The following is a 17,515-nucleotide window of genomic DNA, read 5'->3' as shown; positions in this document are numbered from 1 at the left end:
GCTCAATTCGAGCGCAGCAGGCGCTCGAAGTAGTCGAGCTCCTCGCGCGGACGGCTCGGATCGCCGAGCTTGTCGCGCAATTCCTCCATGATGCGCCGCGCACGCTGGGCCGCGCTCTCGCCCACCTCCGGCACGCGCACGTCCCCGTCGGAATAATCGCGCCCGCGGGTGGGGCGGCCGAGGGGATCGTCGGCCATGGCGTCGGCGCGCCCGCGCTGGCCCGGCTGGCCGGGCTCGCCCATCTGCTGGCCTTCGCCCTGGCCCATCATCTCCTGCATCTGCTGGGCCATGCCCTGCATGCCGCGCTGGAGACCCTCCAGCGCGCGGCCCTGGTCGTCGACCGCCTGGCCCTGGTCGCCCTGGCCGAGCGCGCCCTCGGCGTCGCGCATGGCCTGCTCGGCGTCGGAAAGACCTTCCTCGCCCTCCATGCCGAGCTCGCGCATCGCCTCCTGCAGCTGCTGCAGACGCTCGCGCAGGGCCTGCTGGCGCTCCGACAGGGAGCCGCCCTGCTGGCCCTGCTGACCTTGCTGCTGCTGGCCCTGCTGGCCTTGTTGCTGCTGACCCTGCTGACCCTGCTGGCCCTGCTGACCCTCGCGGAAGGTCTCGTCGCGCAATTCGCTCTGGCCGCGCATGAGCTCGTCGAGCTCGTTCATCTGCCGGTCCATTTCCCGCGCCATGGGATCGGACATGCGGCTGTCCGGGCGCGCGGTCTGGAGGTTGCGCATGATGTCGCGCAGCTGGTTCATCAGCCGCTCGGCCTGCGCCATGTCCCCCTCGCGCATGGCGCGCTCGAGCTCCTCCATCATGCGATCGAGGTCCTGGCGCGAGAGCGTCTGCATGTCCGCGTTCGGCGGCATGTCCGCGCGCTCGCGGTTCTGCTCTTCACGCATCATCTGCTCGGCGAGCTCGCGCAGCATCCGGTCCATGGCCTCCCGCAGCTCCGCCATCAGCTGGTCGATCTCGTCCTGGGGCGCGTTGCGCTCCATGGCGTCCTGGAGGCGCTCGGCGGCGGCGAGCGCGTCGCGCTGGGCCTGGCTGAGATCGCCGTCCTCGATCTGGACCGCCATCTCCCACAGCCAGTCCGCCAGAGCGACGAGGTCCTCGTCGCTCGAGGCCTCGCGCAGGCGCGTCGCCGCGGCGCGCAGGCCGAGGAAGACGCCCCATTCCGGCGTGAAGCGAGACGGCTCGATGAGGAGCGCGTCGAGGGCGACCTGCACGGGCCGCGTGTCGTCGGGCGCGAAGACGAGCTTGCGCCGCTGCTCGACGAGGGCGCGCGCCAGCGGGTCGAAAAAGGGGCGCTGCGGGATCGTCACGCGCACGGTCTCGCTCGTGCCGGTCTGGCCCGCATCGTCGGTGGCGACGAGGGTGAGGTCGACCGCCGCGCCCGCCCAGTAATGCTCGGTGAGGTCGATCTCCTCCGCCACCGCGTCGTCGGCGCCCGCCGCGGGCACGGCGAGGTCGAGGGCCGGCGGCGGCACGAGGGTGCGCCCGCCGCTCGCGTCGATGCGCGCGAGGCGCCCCTCGGCGCTGGCGATCCCGTAATCGTCCTCGCCCTCGTAGGCGAGGCGCAGCGCGCCGCGCTCGCCGGTTTCGGGCGGTGCGGCGAAGCGGATGGCGGGGGGCGTGTCGGGGATCGCCTCCAGCGTGAGCGTGCCGCCGGCAGCGAGGCCGGTGCGCACGGAGAGCGTCCCGTCGCCGTCGAGGCGGAAGCGGCGCTCGGCGATGGCCGGCGCGGCGATCGCGGCGCCGGGTGACGTCGTGGCGGGGGTCGTGGTCGACGGGCCGGGCTGCGGACGGCCGGCGGGCGCGTCCTCCTCGATGGCGACGAGTCCGCCCACGGTCTCGATCGTCGCGTCCTCGCGCCCGGCGACGCGCACCACGACGCGCGAGCCCACCGGCACGCGCATCAGGTCGTCGCCGCCCGTGAGGTCGATCATCAGCGGCGGGCGACGGGTGTAGAGCGGCGGGTCGATCCAGCCGTCGACCCGGTAGTCCGGCGCCGCCACGGCGGGCGGGCGCCAGTCGAAGGCGGAGCCGAGCCGCGCCCCGATCTCCGGGCCGGCGACGAAGGCGCTCGCCGCCAGCACAAGGACGCCGGCGCCGCGCAAAGCGTAGCGGTCGCGCCGGGGCATGTCGGGACGCGGCGCGCCGGCCCGCAGGCGGCCGAGCGCCGATTCGGCGCGGGCCCGATGCAGCGCCCAGAGCGCGCGCGAACCTTCGTCGCCGCCGCCGACGGCGAGCGTGTCCTCGAAGGTGGTGGCCGGGCGATGCGAAAGCCCCGACGAGCGGTCGAGCCGCGCCAGCGCCTCCGCACGCCCCGCGCGACCGCCCGGAAGGAGGAGACGCGCGAGCGGCACGAGGGAGATAACGAACGCGAGCCCGAAGAGGCCCGCGCCGATCATCCGCCAGAGCGGCGGCACGCCGAGCCACAGGCCGAGCCAGGAGACGGAGGCGAACACCATCGCCACGGCGAGCGGCGCCCACAGCGCCGGCCACGCCCGCTCCCACAGGATCGCGAGCCCGGCGCGCCGCACCAGCCGATCGAGGCGCACCTTCGGATCGACGCTCGCGCCGCCGGCGAAGCCCGCGACGCGCGAGGCGAGACGCGTGGCGAGGCTCTCGCGCCGTGGCCGCGCGCGGTCGGCGGTGCCGCCCGGTCCGGGAGCGGGATCCTTCGTGAGCCTCACCGGCTCGCGCTCCGTGCTCATGCGCGGCTCTCCCGTGCCTCGCGCGCCCCCCGGCTCGCTTGCGTATCGATCAATCGAGCTTAAGGCGCGCACGTTCCTCCGCAAAGCGGGACGAAAGCGCGCGGGCCCTCACGATGCCGTCAGCCGGCTCGTAACCCTCAGCTCACGGCCCGAAATGCGGGCACGCCGCGATGCTCTCGCCCGGCAGCGGTCCCGCCGATGCGTGCGCGACGCTCCCAGGCTCGAGCCTCGGCGTCGATCCAGCCGCGAAAGGCGCGCGCGGCCGGGCCGTCGCGCTCCGGATCCCCGCTGACCAGCCAATAGGCCATGGCGTCGTCGAGCGGGAGGTCGAAAGGCGCGACGAGGCGGCCGGCGGCCAGATCGTCAGCGACGAGAAGCGCGCGCCCGAGCGCGACGCCGAGACCGTCGAGCGCGGCGGCGAGCAGGAGGTACGAATCACCGAAGGCCGTCTCCGCCGCGAACGCGATCTCGTCGTGTCCCGCATGCGCGATCCAGCGGGCCCAGCCGTCCGCGGAGCCGTCGCAGGCGATGTCGTGCAAGGCGCGGTGCGCCGCGAGGTCCGCAACGTCGTCGAGCGGCAGCGCGTTCAGCAGGCGCGGAGCCGCGACGGGCAGGAGGCGCTCGCCGAAGAGCCGCTGCGCCGACAGGCCCGGCCACGAACCGCGGCCGTAGCGGATGGCGAGAAGGTCGCCGCGCCCGTGCGGATCGACGAGCTCGTGACCCACCTCGATCCGGACCCTGATCTGCGGATGCTGCGCCTGGAAGCCGCCGAGGCGCGGCACCAGCCATTTCGCGGCGAACGACGGATAGACGCTCAGGACGAGCGCATCGTCCCGCCCGCGCCCTCGGACGGCGTGCGTCGCCGCTTCGAGCGCCCGCAACGACGGCCGCACCGCGTCCAGATAGTCAGCACCCTCGCTCGTGAGCACGACGGAGCGGCTCGTCCGGAACAGGACCCGGCAGGAGAGACACTCCTCGAGCGTCCGGATCTGATGGCTGACGGCGGTCTGCGTGAGGCACAGCTCGCGCGCCGCGGCGGTGAAGCTGCCCAGCCTGGCGACCGCCTCGAACGCGCGGAGCGTCGCCAGCGGCGGCAGATTCGTCGACATGTGCCGGTCCCTCCCGGTTTCGCGCCCGATCCGGCCGCGGCCCGCCTGTCACGCACGCGCCCACCATCGCGCGCTCGAGAGGTTAGCGCCCGCATTGCGGCGCGCAAACCAAGATCTCGCATGCTTCCATGAAGGAAGATCATTTTTCCGGAGGCGATCGTCTCGCTAGCTTCGGGTGGAAACGAGGTTTTCCAATGATCGAAACTCGCGCTGATCGTACCATAGCGCCACCACTGCTTTTCACAGTCGCGCAAGATGCACGACGTCTGCGCGAGGAGGGCGTCGACGTGATCTCGATGGAGCAGGGGCAGATGGACTATCCCACCACTCCTGCGGTGATCGAGGCCGCGACGCGCTTCATGGCGACCGGACAGATCCTCTACACCAACGTCGACGGTATCGACCCGCTCAAGGACGCGATCAGGCGCAAGCTCGCTCGCGAGAACGACCTCGACTACGCGAGGGACGAGGTCTTCGTGGGAGCCGGCACGTCTCAGGTCGTATTCAATGCCTTCGCGGTGACCTTGGAGCCCGGTGACGAGGTCGTCCTCCCGACTCCGCTCTGGACCGTGTTCCGCCTTTCCGTCGAGGCCCTCGGCGGCGTGCCGGTGACGGTCCCGACGCGGGCGCAGGACGGCTTCAAGATGACGCCCGATGCCCTGCGCGCCGCGATCGGGCCGCGGACGCGGTGGCTGGTGCTCAATTCTCCCTGCAACCCCAGCGGCGCCGTCTACGACGAGCATGAGCTCGCCCGCCTCGCGGCGGTGCTGCTCGAGGCGCCGCGGGTCGCGATCCTCTCCGACGACCTGTACGAGCATCAGATCTACGACGACCGCTCGTTTCGCAACATCGTCAACGCCGAGCCGCGGCTGCGCGAGCGGACGCTCGTCGTCAACGGCGTCGCCAAGGCGCACGGCATGACCGGTTGGCGCATCGGTTACGGCGCGGGCCCGCGGGGCCTGCTCGAGGCCATGAAATGGTGGCAGGCTCCGAGCACGTCGAGCCCGTGCCACGTCAGCCAATGGGCGGCGGTCGCGGCACTGGACGGGCCGCAGGAGCACCTCGCGGAGCGTCGCGCCGAGCTGCGACACCGCCGTGATCTTCTGTCGGAAGCGCTCACCGCGACTCCCGGGTGGAGCGCAGACCCGTGCGAGGGCGCATTCTACCTCTACGCGTCCTGCGAGGGTCTGCTCGGCCGCACCACGCCGTCGGGCGCGCGTCTGCGTACGGACCGCGACGTGGCGCGCTGGCTCCTGGAGGACGCGCACGTGGCGAGCGTTCCCGGGGAGGCGTTCGAGCTTTCGCCCTTCATCCGCTTTTCCTTCGGCACGGCGACGGACCGCGTCGCGGAGGCGGCACGCCGCATCCGGCGCGCCACCGACCGGCTCTCGTGAGGTGTATGCAATGCGATACGTTCGTTTCGGACCCCCGCGGGCGGAGCGCCCTGGCGCGCTGGACGGGGAGGGGCGTCTCCACGACCTCTCGGCTGCGCTCGCGGACATCGATCCGGAAACGATCGCCGCGGGCCTGCCGCGGCTCGACGACGACACGCTCGCCGCTCGATTCCCGCGCGTGGAGGGTACGCCTCGTCTGGGCTCGCCCGTCGCGCGCCCCGGGAAGATCGTGTGCGTCGGCCTCAACTATCGCGCTCACATCGCGGAGGTCGGGGCCAGCCCGCCGCGAGAGCCCGTCCTCTTTCTCAAGGCGCCGACGGCACTCGCCGGTCCGGCCGACCCAGTCGTCCTGCCGTCGTGGTCGCTGAGCCTCGACTGGGAAGTCGAGCTCGCGATGGTCGTCGGCACGCGTATCGGTGCGGGGTGGAGCGGCAGCGTCTCCGATGCGGTGGCGGGTTTCGCCATCGCCAACGACCTGTCCGACCGCTCGATGCAGCTCGACCGCGGCGGGCAGTGGACCAAAGGCAAGAGCGCCGACGGATTCTGCCCGCTCGGTCCCTGGCTCGTCACCCCCGACGCGGTCGCCGATCCGCAGACGCTCGGCCTGACCACGCGCGTCAACGGCGTGACGCGGCAGGAGGGGAGCACGGCGGATCTCGTCTTCGGGCTCGACGCGATCCTCGCCTATATCGGGTCGGTGATGACGCTGCTCCCGGGTGATCTCGTGCTCACCGGGACCCCCGCCGGCTGCGCCATGGGCATGGCCGAGCCCGCCTATCTGAAGGCCGGCGACGTGATGGAGCTCGCCATCGACGGGCTCGGCCGTCAGCGCACGCTCGTCGAGGCCGCACGGTGACCACCTCGCCACGCGTCGATCTCGTCGCCGCGCCGACGCCGCTGCACGCGCTGCCTACGCTGACGGCAGAACGAGGCGGTCCCCGCGTTCTCGTGAAGCGGGAGGACCTCGCCGGCATCGGCGGTGGCGGCAACAAGCTGCGCAAGCTCGAATACGTTCTCGCGCGTGCCGTCGCGACCGGCGCCGATACGATCGTGACGATCGGCGCGCACGAATCCAACCATGTGCGAGCGACCGCGGCGGCGGCGGCGCGTCACGGTCTCGCCTGTATCGGCCTCCTGGTCGACGAGACGGGCGTCGCCCCCACGCCGAACGGCGGCAACCGCTTCCTCGCGAGCTTGTTCGGCGCACGGCTCGTGCACCTCCCGAGGGGTACCGATTACGAGGCCGCGCTCGCAGGCGCGGCGGCGGAGGTTCGGGCAGCGGGGCGCGTCCCCTTCGTGGTTCCGGCCGGCGGGTCCACCGCCGAGGGTTGCCTCGGCGCGCGCGATCTCGCCGTGGAGCTGGGTGGCCAGCTCCGCGAGCTCGGCGTGGAGCCGTCACGGATCGTCTTGGCGACGGGTACCGGGGGAACGCTGGCGGGCCTCGCAGCGGGCGCCGATTCGCTTCCCGGCCGGCCGGTGCTCCACGGCGTCAGCGTCGGCGCGCCTCGCGCGCGGCAGCGAGCGCGGGTCGAAGCGCGACTGCATACGCTCGTGGATCTCCTGCCGGATCTCGACGTCGTGAGAGCGCTCGACCGCGTCGTGATCGACGATGCCCAGATCGGGCCCGGATACGGCGTGCCGACGGAGGCCTCCTGCGCGGCCGTCTCTCGACTCGCCCGCCGCGAGGGCCTCCTGCTCGATCCGATCTACACGGGAAAGGCCATGGCAGGCCTCCTCGCCGAGATCGAGGCCGGGCGTGTGCGTCCCGGCGAGGTCGTCGTCTTCGTCCATACCGGCGGGGCGCCGAGCCTGCCTGCTTATCAGGACCATTTCGGCCGCGCCCCTGCGGGCGGCCAGGGAGAGCATGCGACATGAGCCAAGAGACGATCGACAAGCGCGGCACGCTCAACCACATCCGGTTGACCGTCAGCGACATTCCGCATGCGGAGCGCTTCTATACGCCGATCGCCGCCCACATGGGGTACCGACTGGTTGAGCGATCCGAGACGCGGCTCTCCTTCGCCGGCATGACCGGCTACGGCAATCTGCACTTCCTGATTCTGAGCGTCAGTCGCGGCCCGGAAGCCCATCCCCACGATCGATACAGCCCAGGGCTTCACCACATCGCCTGGAACGCGGTCTCTCGCGCGGACGTGGACGCGATGTACGCCCTTCTCCTGGAGCACGGCGTCACGATCCTCGACCCGCCCGCCGATTACGACTACGAGCCCGGCTATTACGCGGTCTTCTTCGCCGATCCGGACGGGATGAAGCTCGAATACGTCTATGTCCCCGCCGCAGGCAGCGCCGTGTACCTCGAGCTCTTCGAAGCCCTCGGCCCGAATCCTCTGGCGCGTGTCCAGAGAAGCTGATCCACCGACGACGCCGCGAGGCCGGCCCGGCGTCAGCCCTCCGTCGTGCGCCAGATGCGCGATTCCCACGGCGCGAGCATGATCTCCCCGCCGAGCGGCGCGGCCGCGTCGCCCGCGGGCTCCGCGCCCTCCGCCATCAGCGGGGCGGCGCCGACGAATCGCTCCGGCACGGTGAGCGTCGCGTCCTCGCTCGACATGTTCAGGGCGACGAGGCAGGCCTCCTCGCCGATGCGCCGCTCGAAGACGAAGAGCCGCGGGTCGTCGGGCGCGAGGTCCGCATAGTCCCCGTAGACGAGGGGCGGCGTCGCCTTGCGCAGCGCGATCAGGCGCCGATAGCCGTGGTAGATCGAGCCCTCGTCGGCGCGCTCCGTTGCGGCGTTGATCACGCCGACGTCGGGGTGGACGTGGAACCAGGGCGTGCCCGTGGTGAAGCCGCCGGTGGGCGAGGCGTCCCACTGCATGGGCGTGCGCGCATGGTCGCGGGTGGTGCGCCACATGTTCTCGAGGAATTCCTCGGCGGCGACGGCACCGGTCTCCACGTGGTCCGTCCAGGCGCCCTTGGCCTCCACGTCGTCGTACTCCTCGATGCGCGCGAAGGGATAGTTCGTCATCCCGATCTCGTCGCCCTGGTAGACGAAGGGCGTGCCTTTGAGCGTGAGGATCAGCGTCGCGAGGAGGATGGCGGAACGGCGGCGCAAAGCGGGGGTCGACGTGTCGCCGAAATGCGAGACCAGGCGCGGGTTGTCGTGGTTAGACAGGCAGATCGTGCGCCACGCCGTGCGGCCCATGAGCCGCTCCTGCTCGGAGAAGACGCGCTTCAAGTCGGGCAGCGTGAACGGCTTCCAGCGCCAGCCTTCGGCGCGGTCGATGCGCACCGCGTCGAAATGGATGAGCATGTCGAGGGGCCCCGTGCCCTCCGCGACGAGGCGCGCCGCCTGCTCGAAGGTGACGCCGAAGGCCTCGCCCACCGCCACCTTGTCGGCCCCGCGATAGACCTCCTCGCGCATCCGCGTCAGGTGCTCCATGAGGCGCGGGCCGTCGGCGTGGTAATATTCCGGCGCCTTGCGGTGCCGCGGCGGGTAGTCGGGCAGGCCCGGCTCCTTCGAGACGAAGGCGATGACGTCGAGGCGAAAGCCGTCGACGCCCTTGTCGAGCCAGAAGCGCATCGCCTCGAAGATCGCCTCGCGCGCGGCCGCGCTCTCCCAGTTCAGGTCCGGCTGCTTCTCGTGGAAGAGATGCATGTACCAGTCGCCGGTCGTCGCGTCGCGCGACCAGGCCGAGCCGCCGAAGAAGGAGCGCCAGTCGTTGGGCGGCTTCGTCCCGCCCTCGCGCCCGGGGTGCCAGACGTAGAAGTCTCGCTTGTCGGAATCGCGCGCGGCGCGGCTCTCCACGAACCAGGCGTGCTCGTCGCTCGAATGGTTGACCACCATGTCGACGATGAGGCGCATGCCGCGCGCCTTCGTCTCGGCGAGCAGTCGGTCGAAATCGGCCATCATGCCGAACTCGGCGGCGACGCTCACGTAGTCGCGCACGTCGTAGCCGTTGTCGACGTTGGGGCTGTCGTAATGCGGCGAGAGCCAGATGGCGTCGACGCCGAGCCCGGCGATGTGGTCGAGGCGCGCGATCACGCCCGGTATGTCGCCGATGCCGTCGCCGTTCGTGTCCTGGAAGGAGCGCGGCCAGACCTGGTAGAAGACCGCCTCCTTCCACCAGTGCCGGACGTGGCCGTTGCAGGTCGGGTCGCCCGCCATCACAGGCCGAGCCGCGCCCAGAGCGCGCGCTCCTCGAGCGTGGCGAGGGCGGCGCGCGGGTCGATCAGGCCCGATCCGAACGCACCCGACCCGAAGAGCGGCGCCTCCTGCTGGGGCCCGCGTCGCAGGAGCTGCTGGATCAGCCCCGGCCGCGGCGGCTGGACGAGGCGAAGCCGCACCTTCTCGCCGAGCTTCTCGCGCAGCGTCTCGCGGATCTCGCCGATGCCGTCGACGAGGCCCAGCGCCTTGGCGTCCTCGCCCGCCCAAAAGGCGCCGGAGAACAGCTCCGCCTCGTTCGTGAGGTCGAGCTTCTCGCCCCGACGCGCGCGCACCATGTCCTTGAAGCCCGTGAAGATCCGCTCCTGGATCGTGCGCAGGCGCGCCACGTCCTTGGGGTCCTCCGGGCGGAACGGGTCGAGGATCGCCTTGTTCTCGCCCGTCGTGTAGAGCCGCCGCTCCACGCCCCAGCGCTCGATCAGCTCGTGGAAGCCGAAGCCGCCGGAGACGACGCCGATGGAGCCGACGATGGAGTTCGGGTCGGCCCAGATCTCGTCCGCCGCGCAGGCGATCATGTAGCCGCCCGACGCCGCCGCGTCCTCGCAGAAGGCGTAGACCGGCAGCTCCTTCTCCTTGGCGAGCAGGCGAATGCGCCGGTGGATGAGGTGCGATTGCGTGGGCGAGCCGCCGGGCGAGTTGACCAGCAGCGCCACCGCCTTCGCGCCGGGCATGGAGAAGGCCCGCTCCAGCGCCCCCGCGACGCCCTGGAAGCTCAGCCCCTGCCGCAGCCCCATCCCCACCCCGATGGCCCCCGACAGCCGCACCACGGGCACGAGCGGATGCTCGGCGCGATAGCGCCGCGAGAAAAGGAAGCGCAGGCGATCTTTGAGGGAGGGCAAGGCGGGAGGCTCCGTGGCGAGGCTCCCGGACGGGAGCGACCAACTCGAAGGTAGGGGCGCCCCCGGCGCCGGGCAAGCGCAGGTCCGCGACCCGACGCGTCAGCCCGCCACCACCGCTACCCAAGGCGAGACGTCCTCCTCCAGCCCCACCAGCGCCAGGCCGTAGGCGACGGACTGGAAATGGTCTCCTTCGCCGATGCGCTCGGCGCCGAAGCGTTCCTCGAACAGGCGGCGCACGGCGGGGATCTGGGCGGTGCCGCCGGTGAGGAAGACCGTGTCGATCTCCGCAGCGTCGAGCCGGCGCTCCGCGAGGAGGCCCGTGACGGTGGCGTGGATGCGCGCGAGGTCGGCGGCGATCCAGCCCTCGAACTCGCCGCGGGTGAGGGTGCGGTCGAGGGAGAGCCGCCCGAGCCGCAGGCGGAATTCCGTCGCCTCCTCCCGCGAGAGCGCGACCTTGGCGTCCGAGATCGCCTGGTAGAGGGCGAAGCCCCGATCGTTGCGGACGATGTCGAGGAAGGTCGCGATCTTCTCGGGCTCGAGCGCGGCGCGCTCCAGCTCCTCGAGCTCGGCGATGGTCTCGCGGGACTTCAAGAGCGCGAGCTGATGCCATTTGGCGAAGTTGCCGTAGAAATGCACCGGCATCGGCAGGATCTTGTCCATCGAGCGGTAGGACGAGCCCTTGCCCAGCGCCGGCGCGATCACCGCGTCGATGATCCGGTAGTCGAAGGCGTCGCCAGCGAGGCCGAGCCCCGCATAGCCGATGGGGGTCGCGCGCACCGTGCCGGCGTTGCGCTCGAACCGGATGAGGGAGAAGTCGCTCGTGCCGCCGCCGAAATCGCCCACGAGCACGGTGGCGTCGCGCTCGAGGCGCTGCGCGTACCAGAAGGCGGCGCCGACGGGCTCGTAGACGTAGGACGGCGCGGCCAGCCCCGCCTGCCGGTATCCGGCGTCGTAGCGACGGATCGCGAGGCGCTCGTCGGGCTGCGCGCCGACGAAGGCGACGGGGCGCCCCGCGACGACACGGTCCGGAGGGGCGGGCAGCGCCTCGCCGGCGCTCTCGAGCGCGAGGCGCAGGAACTCGCCGAGCAGGTCCTCGAAGCGCCAGCGCCGCGTGAAGATGCGGGTGTCGTGGAAGATCCGGCTCGCGGCGTGGCTCTTGAAGGACTGGATCAGCCGCAGCTCGAAGGCCGTGGTCAGGAAGGCCTGGATCGCGGCGGACGCCGCGTGGGACACCACCGTGCCGCGACGCTCCCCCGCGGTGACGTTCTCGAAGGCGAGGACGGACCGGAAGATGTCGGAGAGCCCGTCCGGCTGGGCGAAGGGCACCGCCCGCACGCCCTCTCCCTCCTCGGCGAGGGCGATCACGGTGTTCGTGGTGCCGAAATCGACACCGATCGCCGTGCGAACGGTCATGGGGCGTGCTCCGTCGGTGGAGGCCTGGCCTCGCGGCCCGACGGGGCGCGTGGAGGCGGGCGACGGGGCTTAGCTCAGCTCCTCGATCGCGTCCACCTTGGCGCGGTCGAAGGCGACGAGACCCTCGATCTCCTTCAGCGCCGGGTAGGGCGTCTCGTAGGACCAGGCGGCGTCGCGCGCCTCGATGCCGTGGCCCGACACGGTGAAATAGCTCGCCTCGCCCTTGTAGGGGCAGTGCGTGCGCTTGGGCGAGGGGGCGAGGAGGTCCATCTCGATGTCGGCGCGCGGGATGTAGAAGACCGGCGGGTAGAGGTTCTCCTCGAGCCGCAGCGCCGCGTCCGTCTCCGCGACGATGGCGCCGCCGAGGACGACGCGCACGCGCTTGCCGGCGGGGCGCACCGTGATCGGATGGTCGGGGCCGGGCTCTTTCATCATGACGACTGCTCCTCGAAACTTCGGTCTCTGCCGAACGGCGGCGGAGTGTGGGAGATCCCGCGCGCGCACGGCGGATCCTCGCGCGAGCCTATCCCCGCGGCAGCGCCGGGAAAACCCGGAGCCTCACGGCTTCGCTTTGTCGCCGGCGCCGATCTCGCGCGTGCCGAGCGCGTCGGCGAGGCGCATGCGGGCGGAGCCCGGCCGCAGCGGCTTCTGCTGGCTCTCGTGGGGCGCCCAGCCCGACAGCCAGACGAGCTCGAAGGTCGCGCGCACGCGCCCGTCCGGGTCCGCATAGCGCTCGGCATAGATCTCCGCGAGGCGAGCCAGCGTGTCGCGGCGAAGCGGCGCCTTGCGGCGCTCGACGAGGGCGTTCGTCAGGCCCATCGCGCGCAGGTCGCGCAGCAGGCCGAAGACGTCGGCATAGCGCACCACGATCGGGTCGGCGTCGACGACCGGCAGCGCGAAGCCCGCGCGCTGCATCAGCGCGCCGAGATCGCGCACGTCCGCGAAGGGCGCGACCCGCGGGGAGACGCCTCCGGTCGTCTCGGCTTCCGCCGCCGCGAAGCTCTGGCGCAGCTCGTGGAGCGTCGCGCCGCCGAGCAGGCAGGCGAGGAGGAGACCGTCGGGTGCGAGCGCGCGACGCGCCTGGATCAGCGTGCCGGGCAGGTCGTTCACCCCCTGGAGCGCCAGCGCCGAGACGACGAGGTTCGCGCTCTCGGCGGCCAGCGGCAGCGCCTCCTCGTCTGCGACGACGGCACCCGGCTCGGGCAGCGGCGCGAGCCGTAGGACGCGCTCGGTCCCCGGTCGCGACGAGAGCGCCCGGGCGAGGTGCGCCGTCGGCGTGCCGAGATCGACGACGACGGGGAATTGCCGCAGCACCGCCCCGAGGCGATCCTCAAGATCCTCCGCCGCGCGCACGGCGAGGAAGTCGGCATGGCCGAGCGCCCGTGCGCGGGCGAGGCGGGTGCGGGCGAGACGGCGATCGAAGACGGTGGAGCTCATGAGGCCTCCTCGCTCCCGCACATAGAGACGCGCGCGCGATCCGTGAAGCCGGGGCCGATCGCCGCGCGGTTCGGATCGGGCGTTCGCAGCAGGGGTTCGCTGTTGCCGGGCGCCCGCCATCCGTGTAAGGGAGGCGCTTCGAGAAGCCCCTCGCGCGCGAGGTCGGCGCCCGCCGGCCGTGGGATCGGCACGCGACAGGCGTGCGGTCGCGCGGGGCGCTCCGCCGCAGGGGCGTCACCTCAGACGAGGCGCCCGTTCGGGGACCTCACCAGGAGCAGAAGCGTCGCGATGTCCACCACCTTCGACAAAGTCGCCGACATCATCGCCGACACGGCCGACATCCCGCGTGAGGAGATCACGCCCGAGAGCCACGCCATCGACGATCTGGGCATCGATTCGCTCGCCTTCCTCGACATCGCCTTCGCCATCGACAAGGCCTTCGGCATCAAGCTCCCGCTCGAGCAGTGGACGCAGGAAGTGAACGAGGGCAAGGCGCCGGCCGAGGAATACTTCGTGATGAAGAACCTCGTCGCGCGCGTGGACGAGCTCGTCGCCGCCAAGGGCGCCGCCTGAGGCGCGCTGCCTGAGGCGCCTCGAAGGTCGCGCAGCCGGGCGCGGCGCGACGCGCCCGCCGAGAGGACGGACGAGCGGATGCGGCTCGAATATTTCGAGATGATCGACCGGGTCGTGTCCCTCGACGCGCAGGACAAGCGCATCGTCGCGCGCTCCGTCGTGCCGAGCGAGAGCCCGGTCTTCGAGGGGCACTTTCCCGGCCACCCCCTGGTGCCGGGCGTGCTCCTGACGGAGACCATGGCGCAGGCGTCGGGCTACCTCGTGCTCGCGCTCATGGGCTACACGCACATGCCCTTCCTGATGGCGGTGGACAAGGCGCGCTTTCGCACCTTCGTCGAGCCGAATGCCGTCCTCGACGTCGAGGCCGCCCTCCTGCACGAGGGCTCGGGCTATGTCGGCACGAAGGCGCGGATCGCGGTGGACGGCAAGCCGATCTGCGACGCCGAGCTGCGCTTTCGCATCATGCCCTTCCCGCCCGGCCTCGACGACCAGATGCGCGGGCAGGCCGCGCGCATCGGCTTGACGGAGCTTTCGGCATGAGCAGTGCGGGGATGAGCAGCGCAGGCACGATGAGCGAACGCGACGTCGTCGTCACCGGCATCGGCCTCGTCTCCTGCCTGGGCGAGGGGATCGAGGCGCATCTCGCGGCGATCCGCTCTGGCGCCGATCGCCTCTTCGAGGCGGGCCCGTGGGAGACGCAGCGCTTCGTGCCCTATCCCGTGCGCCCGGCGCCCGCGCTCGATCTTACGACGCAGATCCCCAAGAAGTCCGACCAGCGGCAGATGGAGCCCTGGCAGCGGCTCGGCGTCTACGCCGCCGGCGCCGCGCTCGATTCGGCCGGCCTGAAGGACGACGCAGAGCTCAAGGCGCGCACCCACGTCATCGTGGCCGCGGGCGGCGGCGAGCGCGATTTCGACGTCGACGGGCAGGTGCTCACCGCCATGCGCACGCACGAGGCGCCCGAGGTGCTGCTCAACGAGCGCCTGATGTCGGACGTGCGGCCCACGCTCTTCCTGGCGCAGCTCTCGAACCTGCTCGCGGGCAACATCGCCATCGTCCACGGCGTCACCGGCGCCTCGCGCACCTTCATGGGCGAGGAGCAGGCGGGCGTCGACGCGATCCGCATCGCGCATGCGCGCATCGCCTCGGGGCAGAACGACCTCTTCCTCGTCGGCGGCTCGTTCAATGCCGAGCGCGCCGATTCGATCCTCTCCTACGCGCTGGGCAAGCGCGCCTATGCTGGTGCGCCGGCGCCGGTCGCGGAGCGGGCGAGCCCCGGCTTCGTGCTCGGCTCCGGCGGCGCCTTCCTGGTGCTCGAGGCGCGTTCGCACGCCGAGGCTCGCGGGGCGCGGGTCTTCGCGACGCTGGCGGCGGTCGGCGCGACGCGGACCGGCCGCGGCGAGGGGGCCATCGCCGAGGCGCTCGACCGGCTCTTCGCCGAGACGGAGACGAGCGCCGACGCCCGCATCGTTTCCGGTGCCCTGGGGCTCCCGAACCGCGACGGCGAGGAGCGCGCGGTCCTCGCCGCGCGCGCGCCCGGCGCGACGCCGGTCGTCACCCAGGACCTCGTCGGCCACCTGATGGAGGCGCACGCGCCCGCGGGCGTCGCGCTGGCGGCGGGGCTCGTCGCCGCGGGCGAGGCACGCGAGGCCGCCGTCACCAGCATCGGCCACCAGCGCGGCGCCGGCCTCGTCCGGCTCCTCGCCGGATGAGCGCCGGCTGAACGCGATTACAGAGCGAACGAGGCGAGCTATGGCCGAGCCGACCTATACCGACCGTTTCGGGCGCCCCCTCGTCGCCGTCACCGGCATGGGCGTGATCACCTCGCTCGGCGAGGGCAAGGCGGCGAACTGGGCCGCGCTCACCTCCGGCCGATCGGGCATCCACCGCATCAGCCGCTTCCCCGTCGAGGGCCTGCGCACCACGATCGCCGGCACCGTCGACTTCGAGGGGGCGGAGGATTTCTGCGCGCCGAAGCTCTCCGAGCGCCTGGCGACGACGGCCGCGAGCGAGGCCGTCGCGCAATCCGGCCTGCCCGCGGGCGACTTCCCCGGCGCGCTCTTCGTCGCCGTTCCCCCCGTCGAGATCGAGTGGCCGCAGCGCCGCGCCCTCGCCGAGGCCTCGGGCCAGGCGGGCGACGTCACCTATGCCGACCTCCTGGCGGCGGCGCAGACCGGTGATTTCGCCGCGTGGCACGACCTCTTCCTGTTCGGCACGGTGGCCGACCACCTGGCCGATCGCTTCGGCACGAAGGGCTCGCCGATCTCGCTCTCGACGGCCTGCTCGTCGGGTGCGACCGCGATCCAGCTCGGCATCGAGGCGATCCGCCGGGGCGAGGCGCCGGCCGCCCTGTGCATCGGCACCGACGGCTCGGTCCATGCAGAGGCGCTGATCCGCTTCTCGCTGCTCTCGGCGCTGTCGACCCAGAACGCCGTGCCGGAGGAGGCGGCCAAGCCCTTCTCGAAGAACCGCGACGGCTTCGTCATGGGCGAGGGCGCGGCCGCCCTCGTGCTCGAGAGCGCGGAGCACGCCCATGCCCGGGGCGCCGAGATCCTGGGCTACGTCATCGGCGCCGGCGAGAAGGGCGACGGCTTCCACCGCACCCGCTCCTCGCCCGACGGCGCGCCGGTCATCGCGGCGATCGCGGCGGCGCTGGAGGATGCCGGCATCGGCCCGGAGGCGATCGACTACGTCAACGCCCACGGCACCGGCACGCCCGAGAACGACAAGATGGAGGCGATGGGACTCATGGCGGTGATCGGCGAGCGCATGCAGAGCGTGCCGATCTCCTCCAACAAGTCGATGATCGGCCACACGCTCACGGCGGCTGGCGCGGTGGAGGCGGTGTTCTCGCTGATGACGATTCGCGAGGGCGTCATCCCGCCGACCATCAACTACCACGTCCCGGACCCGGCGATCCCGCTCGACGTCGTGCCGAACACGGCGCGCGAGGCGCGGGTGACCCGCGTCCTGTCGAACTCCTTCGGCTTCGGCGGCCAGAACACCTGCCTCGTCCTCTCGGCCGAGCCGGGCTGACGCATTCGCGGCGATCGAGGAGCACGAACATGACCGAGCGGACCCGCATCCTCGTCACCGGCGGCGCCAAGGGCGTCGGTGCGGCGATCGTGCGTGCCATGGCGGCGGGCGGGCACGACGTCGTGTTCACCTACCGCTCCTCCGCCGACGAGGCGAGGGCGCTCGCCGAGGACGTCGCCGCGGCCAATCCCGGTTCCACGATCGAGCCGCGTCTTCTCGACCTCGCCGACAAGGAGGCGGTCGAGGCGTTCTGCGGGGCGATCGAGGGCGAGAGCTTCCTCGGCTTCGTCCACAATGCCGGCCAGAGCTACGACGCCCTCGCCGCCATGATGGCGCAGGACAAGGCCGAGGCCGCCATGCAGGTGAATTTCTTCGCCTTCACGCGGCTCTGCAAGGCCTTGATGCGCCCGATGCTGCGCGCGCGCGCCGGGCGCATCGTCGCCATCGGCTCGGTGGCGGCGATCCAGGCGAACGCCGGCAACGCCGCCTATGCCGCCACCAAGGGCGCGCTCGCGGCCTATGCCCGCACGCTCGCCATGGAGACGGCCAAGCGCGGGGTGACCGTCAACGTCATCGCGCCGGGCTTCGTCGACACCGAGATGCTGGCGCCCTACGCGCCCTATCGCGAGAGCATGGAGAAGCAGATCCCCGCCGGGCGCTTCTGCCAGCCGGAGGAAGTCGCGGGCCTCGCCGCCTTCCTGATGACGCCGCCCGCGGCCTACGTTACCGGCGCCACGATCCCCATCGACGGCGGCCTCACCGCCATGCTCGGCATCCACCGCTGACGCGCGGCGCCGGCCGCCGCCGGCTGGAGCGGGCGCGCGCG

General features: G+C 71.9%; 16 protein-coding genes. 9 read left to right on the top strand and 7 right to left on the bottom strand.

Going from position 1 to position 17,515, the window contains the following annotated elements; genetic code table 11:
- Positions 1–2: 2 nt before the first annotated feature.
- Positions 3–2,708: a TIGR02302 family protein gene (locus IEX89_RS22520; protein WP_188915532.1), complete on the bottom strand. Its 2,706-nt coding sequence runs from the start codon at positions 2,706–2,708 to the stop codon at positions 3–5.
- 137 nt (positions 2,709–2,845) lie between these two features.
- On the bottom strand, positions 2,846–3,817 hold the full coding sequence (gene gcvA, locus IEX89_RS22515; protein ID WP_188915531.1) for a transcriptional regulator GcvA: 972 nt from the start codon (positions 3,815–3,817) through the stop codon (positions 2,846–2,848).
- Between the two features lie 296 nt (positions 3,818–4,113).
- Between gcvA and IEX89_RS22510 the strand changes: the two genes are divergently transcribed.
- Genes IEX89_RS22510 through IEX89_RS22495 form a run of 4 tightly spaced genes read left to right on the top strand, consistent with a single transcriptional unit; the run spans position 4,114 to position 7,583 of the window.
- Positions 4,114–5,211, top strand: coding sequence for a pyridoxal phosphate-dependent aminotransferase (locus IEX89_RS22510; protein WP_244645660.1), 1,098 nt, complete (start codon positions 4,114–4,116; stop codon positions 5,209–5,211).
- Between the two features lie 10 nt (positions 5,212–5,221).
- Complete coding sequence (locus tag IEX89_RS22505) at positions 5,222–6,067, top strand: fumarylacetoacetate hydrolase family protein (RefSeq protein WP_188915529.1); 846 nt, start codon at positions 5,222–5,224, stop codon at positions 6,065–6,067.
- Positions 6,064–7,086, top strand: a complete 1,023-nt coding sequence (locus tag IEX89_RS22500) for a 1-aminocyclopropane-1-carboxylate deaminase/D-cysteine desulfhydrase (protein WP_188915528.1) — start codon at positions 6,064–6,066, stop codon at positions 7,084–7,086. Before IEX89_RS22505 ends, IEX89_RS22500 begins: the two co-directional genes overlap by 4 nt.
- The gene (locus IEX89_RS22495) at positions 7,083–7,583 is read left to right on the top strand and encodes a VOC family protein (protein ID WP_188915527.1); all 501 of its coding nucleotides are present in this window, start codon (positions 7,083–7,085) and stop codon (positions 7,581–7,583) included. Before IEX89_RS22500 ends, IEX89_RS22495 begins: the two co-directional genes overlap by 4 nt.
- Before the next feature lie 32 nt (positions 7,584–7,615).
- Here IEX89_RS22495 and IEX89_RS22490 read toward each other — a convergent pair whose 3' ends face one another.
- From IEX89_RS22490 to IEX89_RS22470, 5 genes are all read right to left on the bottom strand, one after another.
- Entirely contained in the window at positions 7,616–9,334 is a 1,719-nt protein-coding gene (locus IEX89_RS22490; protein WP_188915526.1) for a glycoside hydrolase family 13 protein, read from the bottom strand.
- Positions 9,334–10,230, bottom strand: coding sequence for a S49 family peptidase (locus IEX89_RS22485; RefSeq protein WP_244645656.1), 897 nt, complete (start codon positions 10,228–10,230; stop codon positions 9,334–9,336). Before IEX89_RS22485 ends, IEX89_RS22490 begins: the two co-directional genes overlap by 1 nt.
- A gap of 99 nt (positions 10,231–10,329) precedes the next feature.
- The gene (locus tag IEX89_RS22480; RefSeq protein WP_188915525.1) at positions 10,330–11,643 is read right to left on the bottom strand and encodes an Hsp70 family protein; all 1,314 of its coding nucleotides are present in this window, start codon (positions 11,641–11,643) and stop codon (positions 10,330–10,332) included.
- Between the two features lie 69 nt (positions 11,644–11,712).
- Positions 11,713–12,078: a DUF427 domain-containing protein gene (locus IEX89_RS22475; RefSeq protein WP_308423853.1), complete on the bottom strand. Its 366-nt coding sequence runs from the start codon at positions 12,076–12,078 to the stop codon at positions 11,713–11,715.
- 123 nt (positions 12,079–12,201) lie between these two features.
- Positions 12,202–13,080, bottom strand: a complete 879-nt coding sequence (locus IEX89_RS22470; protein ID WP_188915524.1) for a methyltransferase domain-containing protein — start codon at positions 13,078–13,080, stop codon at positions 12,202–12,204.
- A 288-nt stretch (positions 13,081–13,368) separates the two neighbouring features.
- Between IEX89_RS22470 and IEX89_RS22465 the strand changes: the two genes are divergently transcribed.
- The 5 genes from IEX89_RS22465 (at position 13,369) to IEX89_RS22445 (ending at position 17,474) form a co-directional block, all read left to right on the top strand.
- On the top strand, positions 13,369–13,653 hold the full coding sequence (locus IEX89_RS22465; RefSeq protein WP_188915523.1) for an acyl carrier protein: 285 nt from the start codon (positions 13,369–13,371) through the stop codon (positions 13,651–13,653).
- Positions 13,654–13,731: 78 nt separating this feature from the next.
- Positions 13,732–14,193, top strand: a complete 462-nt coding sequence (locus IEX89_RS22460) for a 3-hydroxyacyl-ACP dehydratase FabZ family protein (protein ID WP_188915522.1) — start codon at positions 13,732–13,734, stop codon at positions 14,191–14,193.
- 29 nt (positions 14,194–14,222) lie between these two features.
- Positions 14,223–15,365 (top strand): beta-ketoacyl-ACP synthase, encoded by a 1,143-nt coding sequence (locus tag IEX89_RS22455; RefSeq protein ID WP_188915521.1) that lies wholly within the window; start codon positions 14,223–14,225, stop codon positions 15,363–15,365.
- Between the two features lie 40 nt (positions 15,366–15,405).
- Positions 15,406–16,689 carry a beta-ketoacyl-ACP synthase gene (locus tag IEX89_RS22450; RefSeq protein WP_188915520.1) on the top strand — a complete coding sequence of 428 codons (1,284 nt, stop codon included), beginning with the start codon at positions 15,406–15,408 and terminating at the stop codon, positions 16,687–16,689.
- A gap of 29 nt (positions 16,690–16,718) precedes the next feature.
- Positions 16,719–17,474 carry an SDR family NAD(P)-dependent oxidoreductase gene (locus IEX89_RS22445; RefSeq protein WP_188915519.1) on the top strand — a complete coding sequence of 252 codons (756 nt, stop codon included), beginning with the start codon at positions 16,719–16,721 and terminating at the stop codon, positions 17,472–17,474.
- The last annotated feature ends 41 nt before the right edge of the window (positions 17,475–17,515 follow it).

This window comes from Salinarimonas ramus, from assembly GCF_014645695.1.
In the GTDB taxonomy this organism is placed as follows: Bacteria; Pseudomonadota; Alphaproteobacteria; order Rhizobiales; family Beijerinckiaceae; genus Salinarimonas; species Salinarimonas ramus.
Note: the sequence above shows the minus strand (reverse complement) of the source record. Positions and strands in the feature narration are given on the sequence as shown.

Coding starts and splice junctions, on each gene's coding strand:
- IEX89_RS22520 (WP_188915532.1), bottom strand. CDS start 2,708: ATGAGCACGGAGCGCGAGCCGGTGAGGCTCACGAAGGATCCCGCTCCC.
- gcvA (WP_188915531.1), bottom strand. CDS start 3,817: ATGTCGACGAATCTGCCGCCGCTGGCGACGCTCCGCGCGTTCGAGGCG.
- IEX89_RS22510 (WP_244645660.1), top strand. CDS start 4,114: ATGGAGCAGGGGCAGATGGACTATCCCACCACTCCTGCGGTGATCGAG.
- IEX89_RS22505 (WP_188915529.1), top strand. CDS start 5,222: ATGCGATACGTTCGTTTCGGACCCCCGCGGGCGGAGCGCCCTGGCGCG.
- IEX89_RS22495 (WP_188915527.1), top strand. CDS start 7,083: ATGAGCCAAGAGACGATCGACAAGCGCGGCACGCTCAACCACATCCGG.
- IEX89_RS22490 (WP_188915526.1), bottom strand. CDS start 9,334: ATGGCGGGCGACCCGACCTGCAACGGCCACGTCCGGCACTGGTGGAAG.
- IEX89_RS22480 (WP_188915525.1), bottom strand. CDS start 11,643: ATGACCGTTCGCACGGCGATCGGTGTCGATTTCGGCACCACGAACACC.
- IEX89_RS22475 (WP_308423853.1), bottom strand. CDS start 12,078: ATGATGAAAGAGCCCGGCCCCGACCATCCGATCACGGTGCGCCCCGCC.
- IEX89_RS22470 (WP_188915524.1), bottom strand. CDS start 13,080: ATGAGCTCCACCGTCTTCGATCGCCGTCTCGCCCGCACCCGCCTCGCC.
- IEX89_RS22465 (WP_188915523.1), top strand. CDS start 13,369: ATGTCCACCACCTTCGACAAAGTCGCCGACATCATCGCCGACACGGCC.
- IEX89_RS22460 (WP_188915522.1), top strand. CDS start 13,732: ATGCGGCTCGAATATTTCGAGATGATCGACCGGGTCGTGTCCCTCGAC.
- IEX89_RS22455 (WP_188915521.1), top strand. CDS start 14,223: ATGAGCGAACGCGACGTCGTCGTCACCGGCATCGGCCTCGTCTCCTGC.
- IEX89_RS22450 (WP_188915520.1), top strand. CDS start 15,406: ATGGCCGAGCCGACCTATACCGACCGTTTCGGGCGCCCCCTCGTCGCC.
- IEX89_RS22445 (WP_188915519.1), top strand. CDS start 16,719: ATGACCGAGCGGACCCGCATCCTCGTCACCGGCGGCGCCAAGGGCGTC.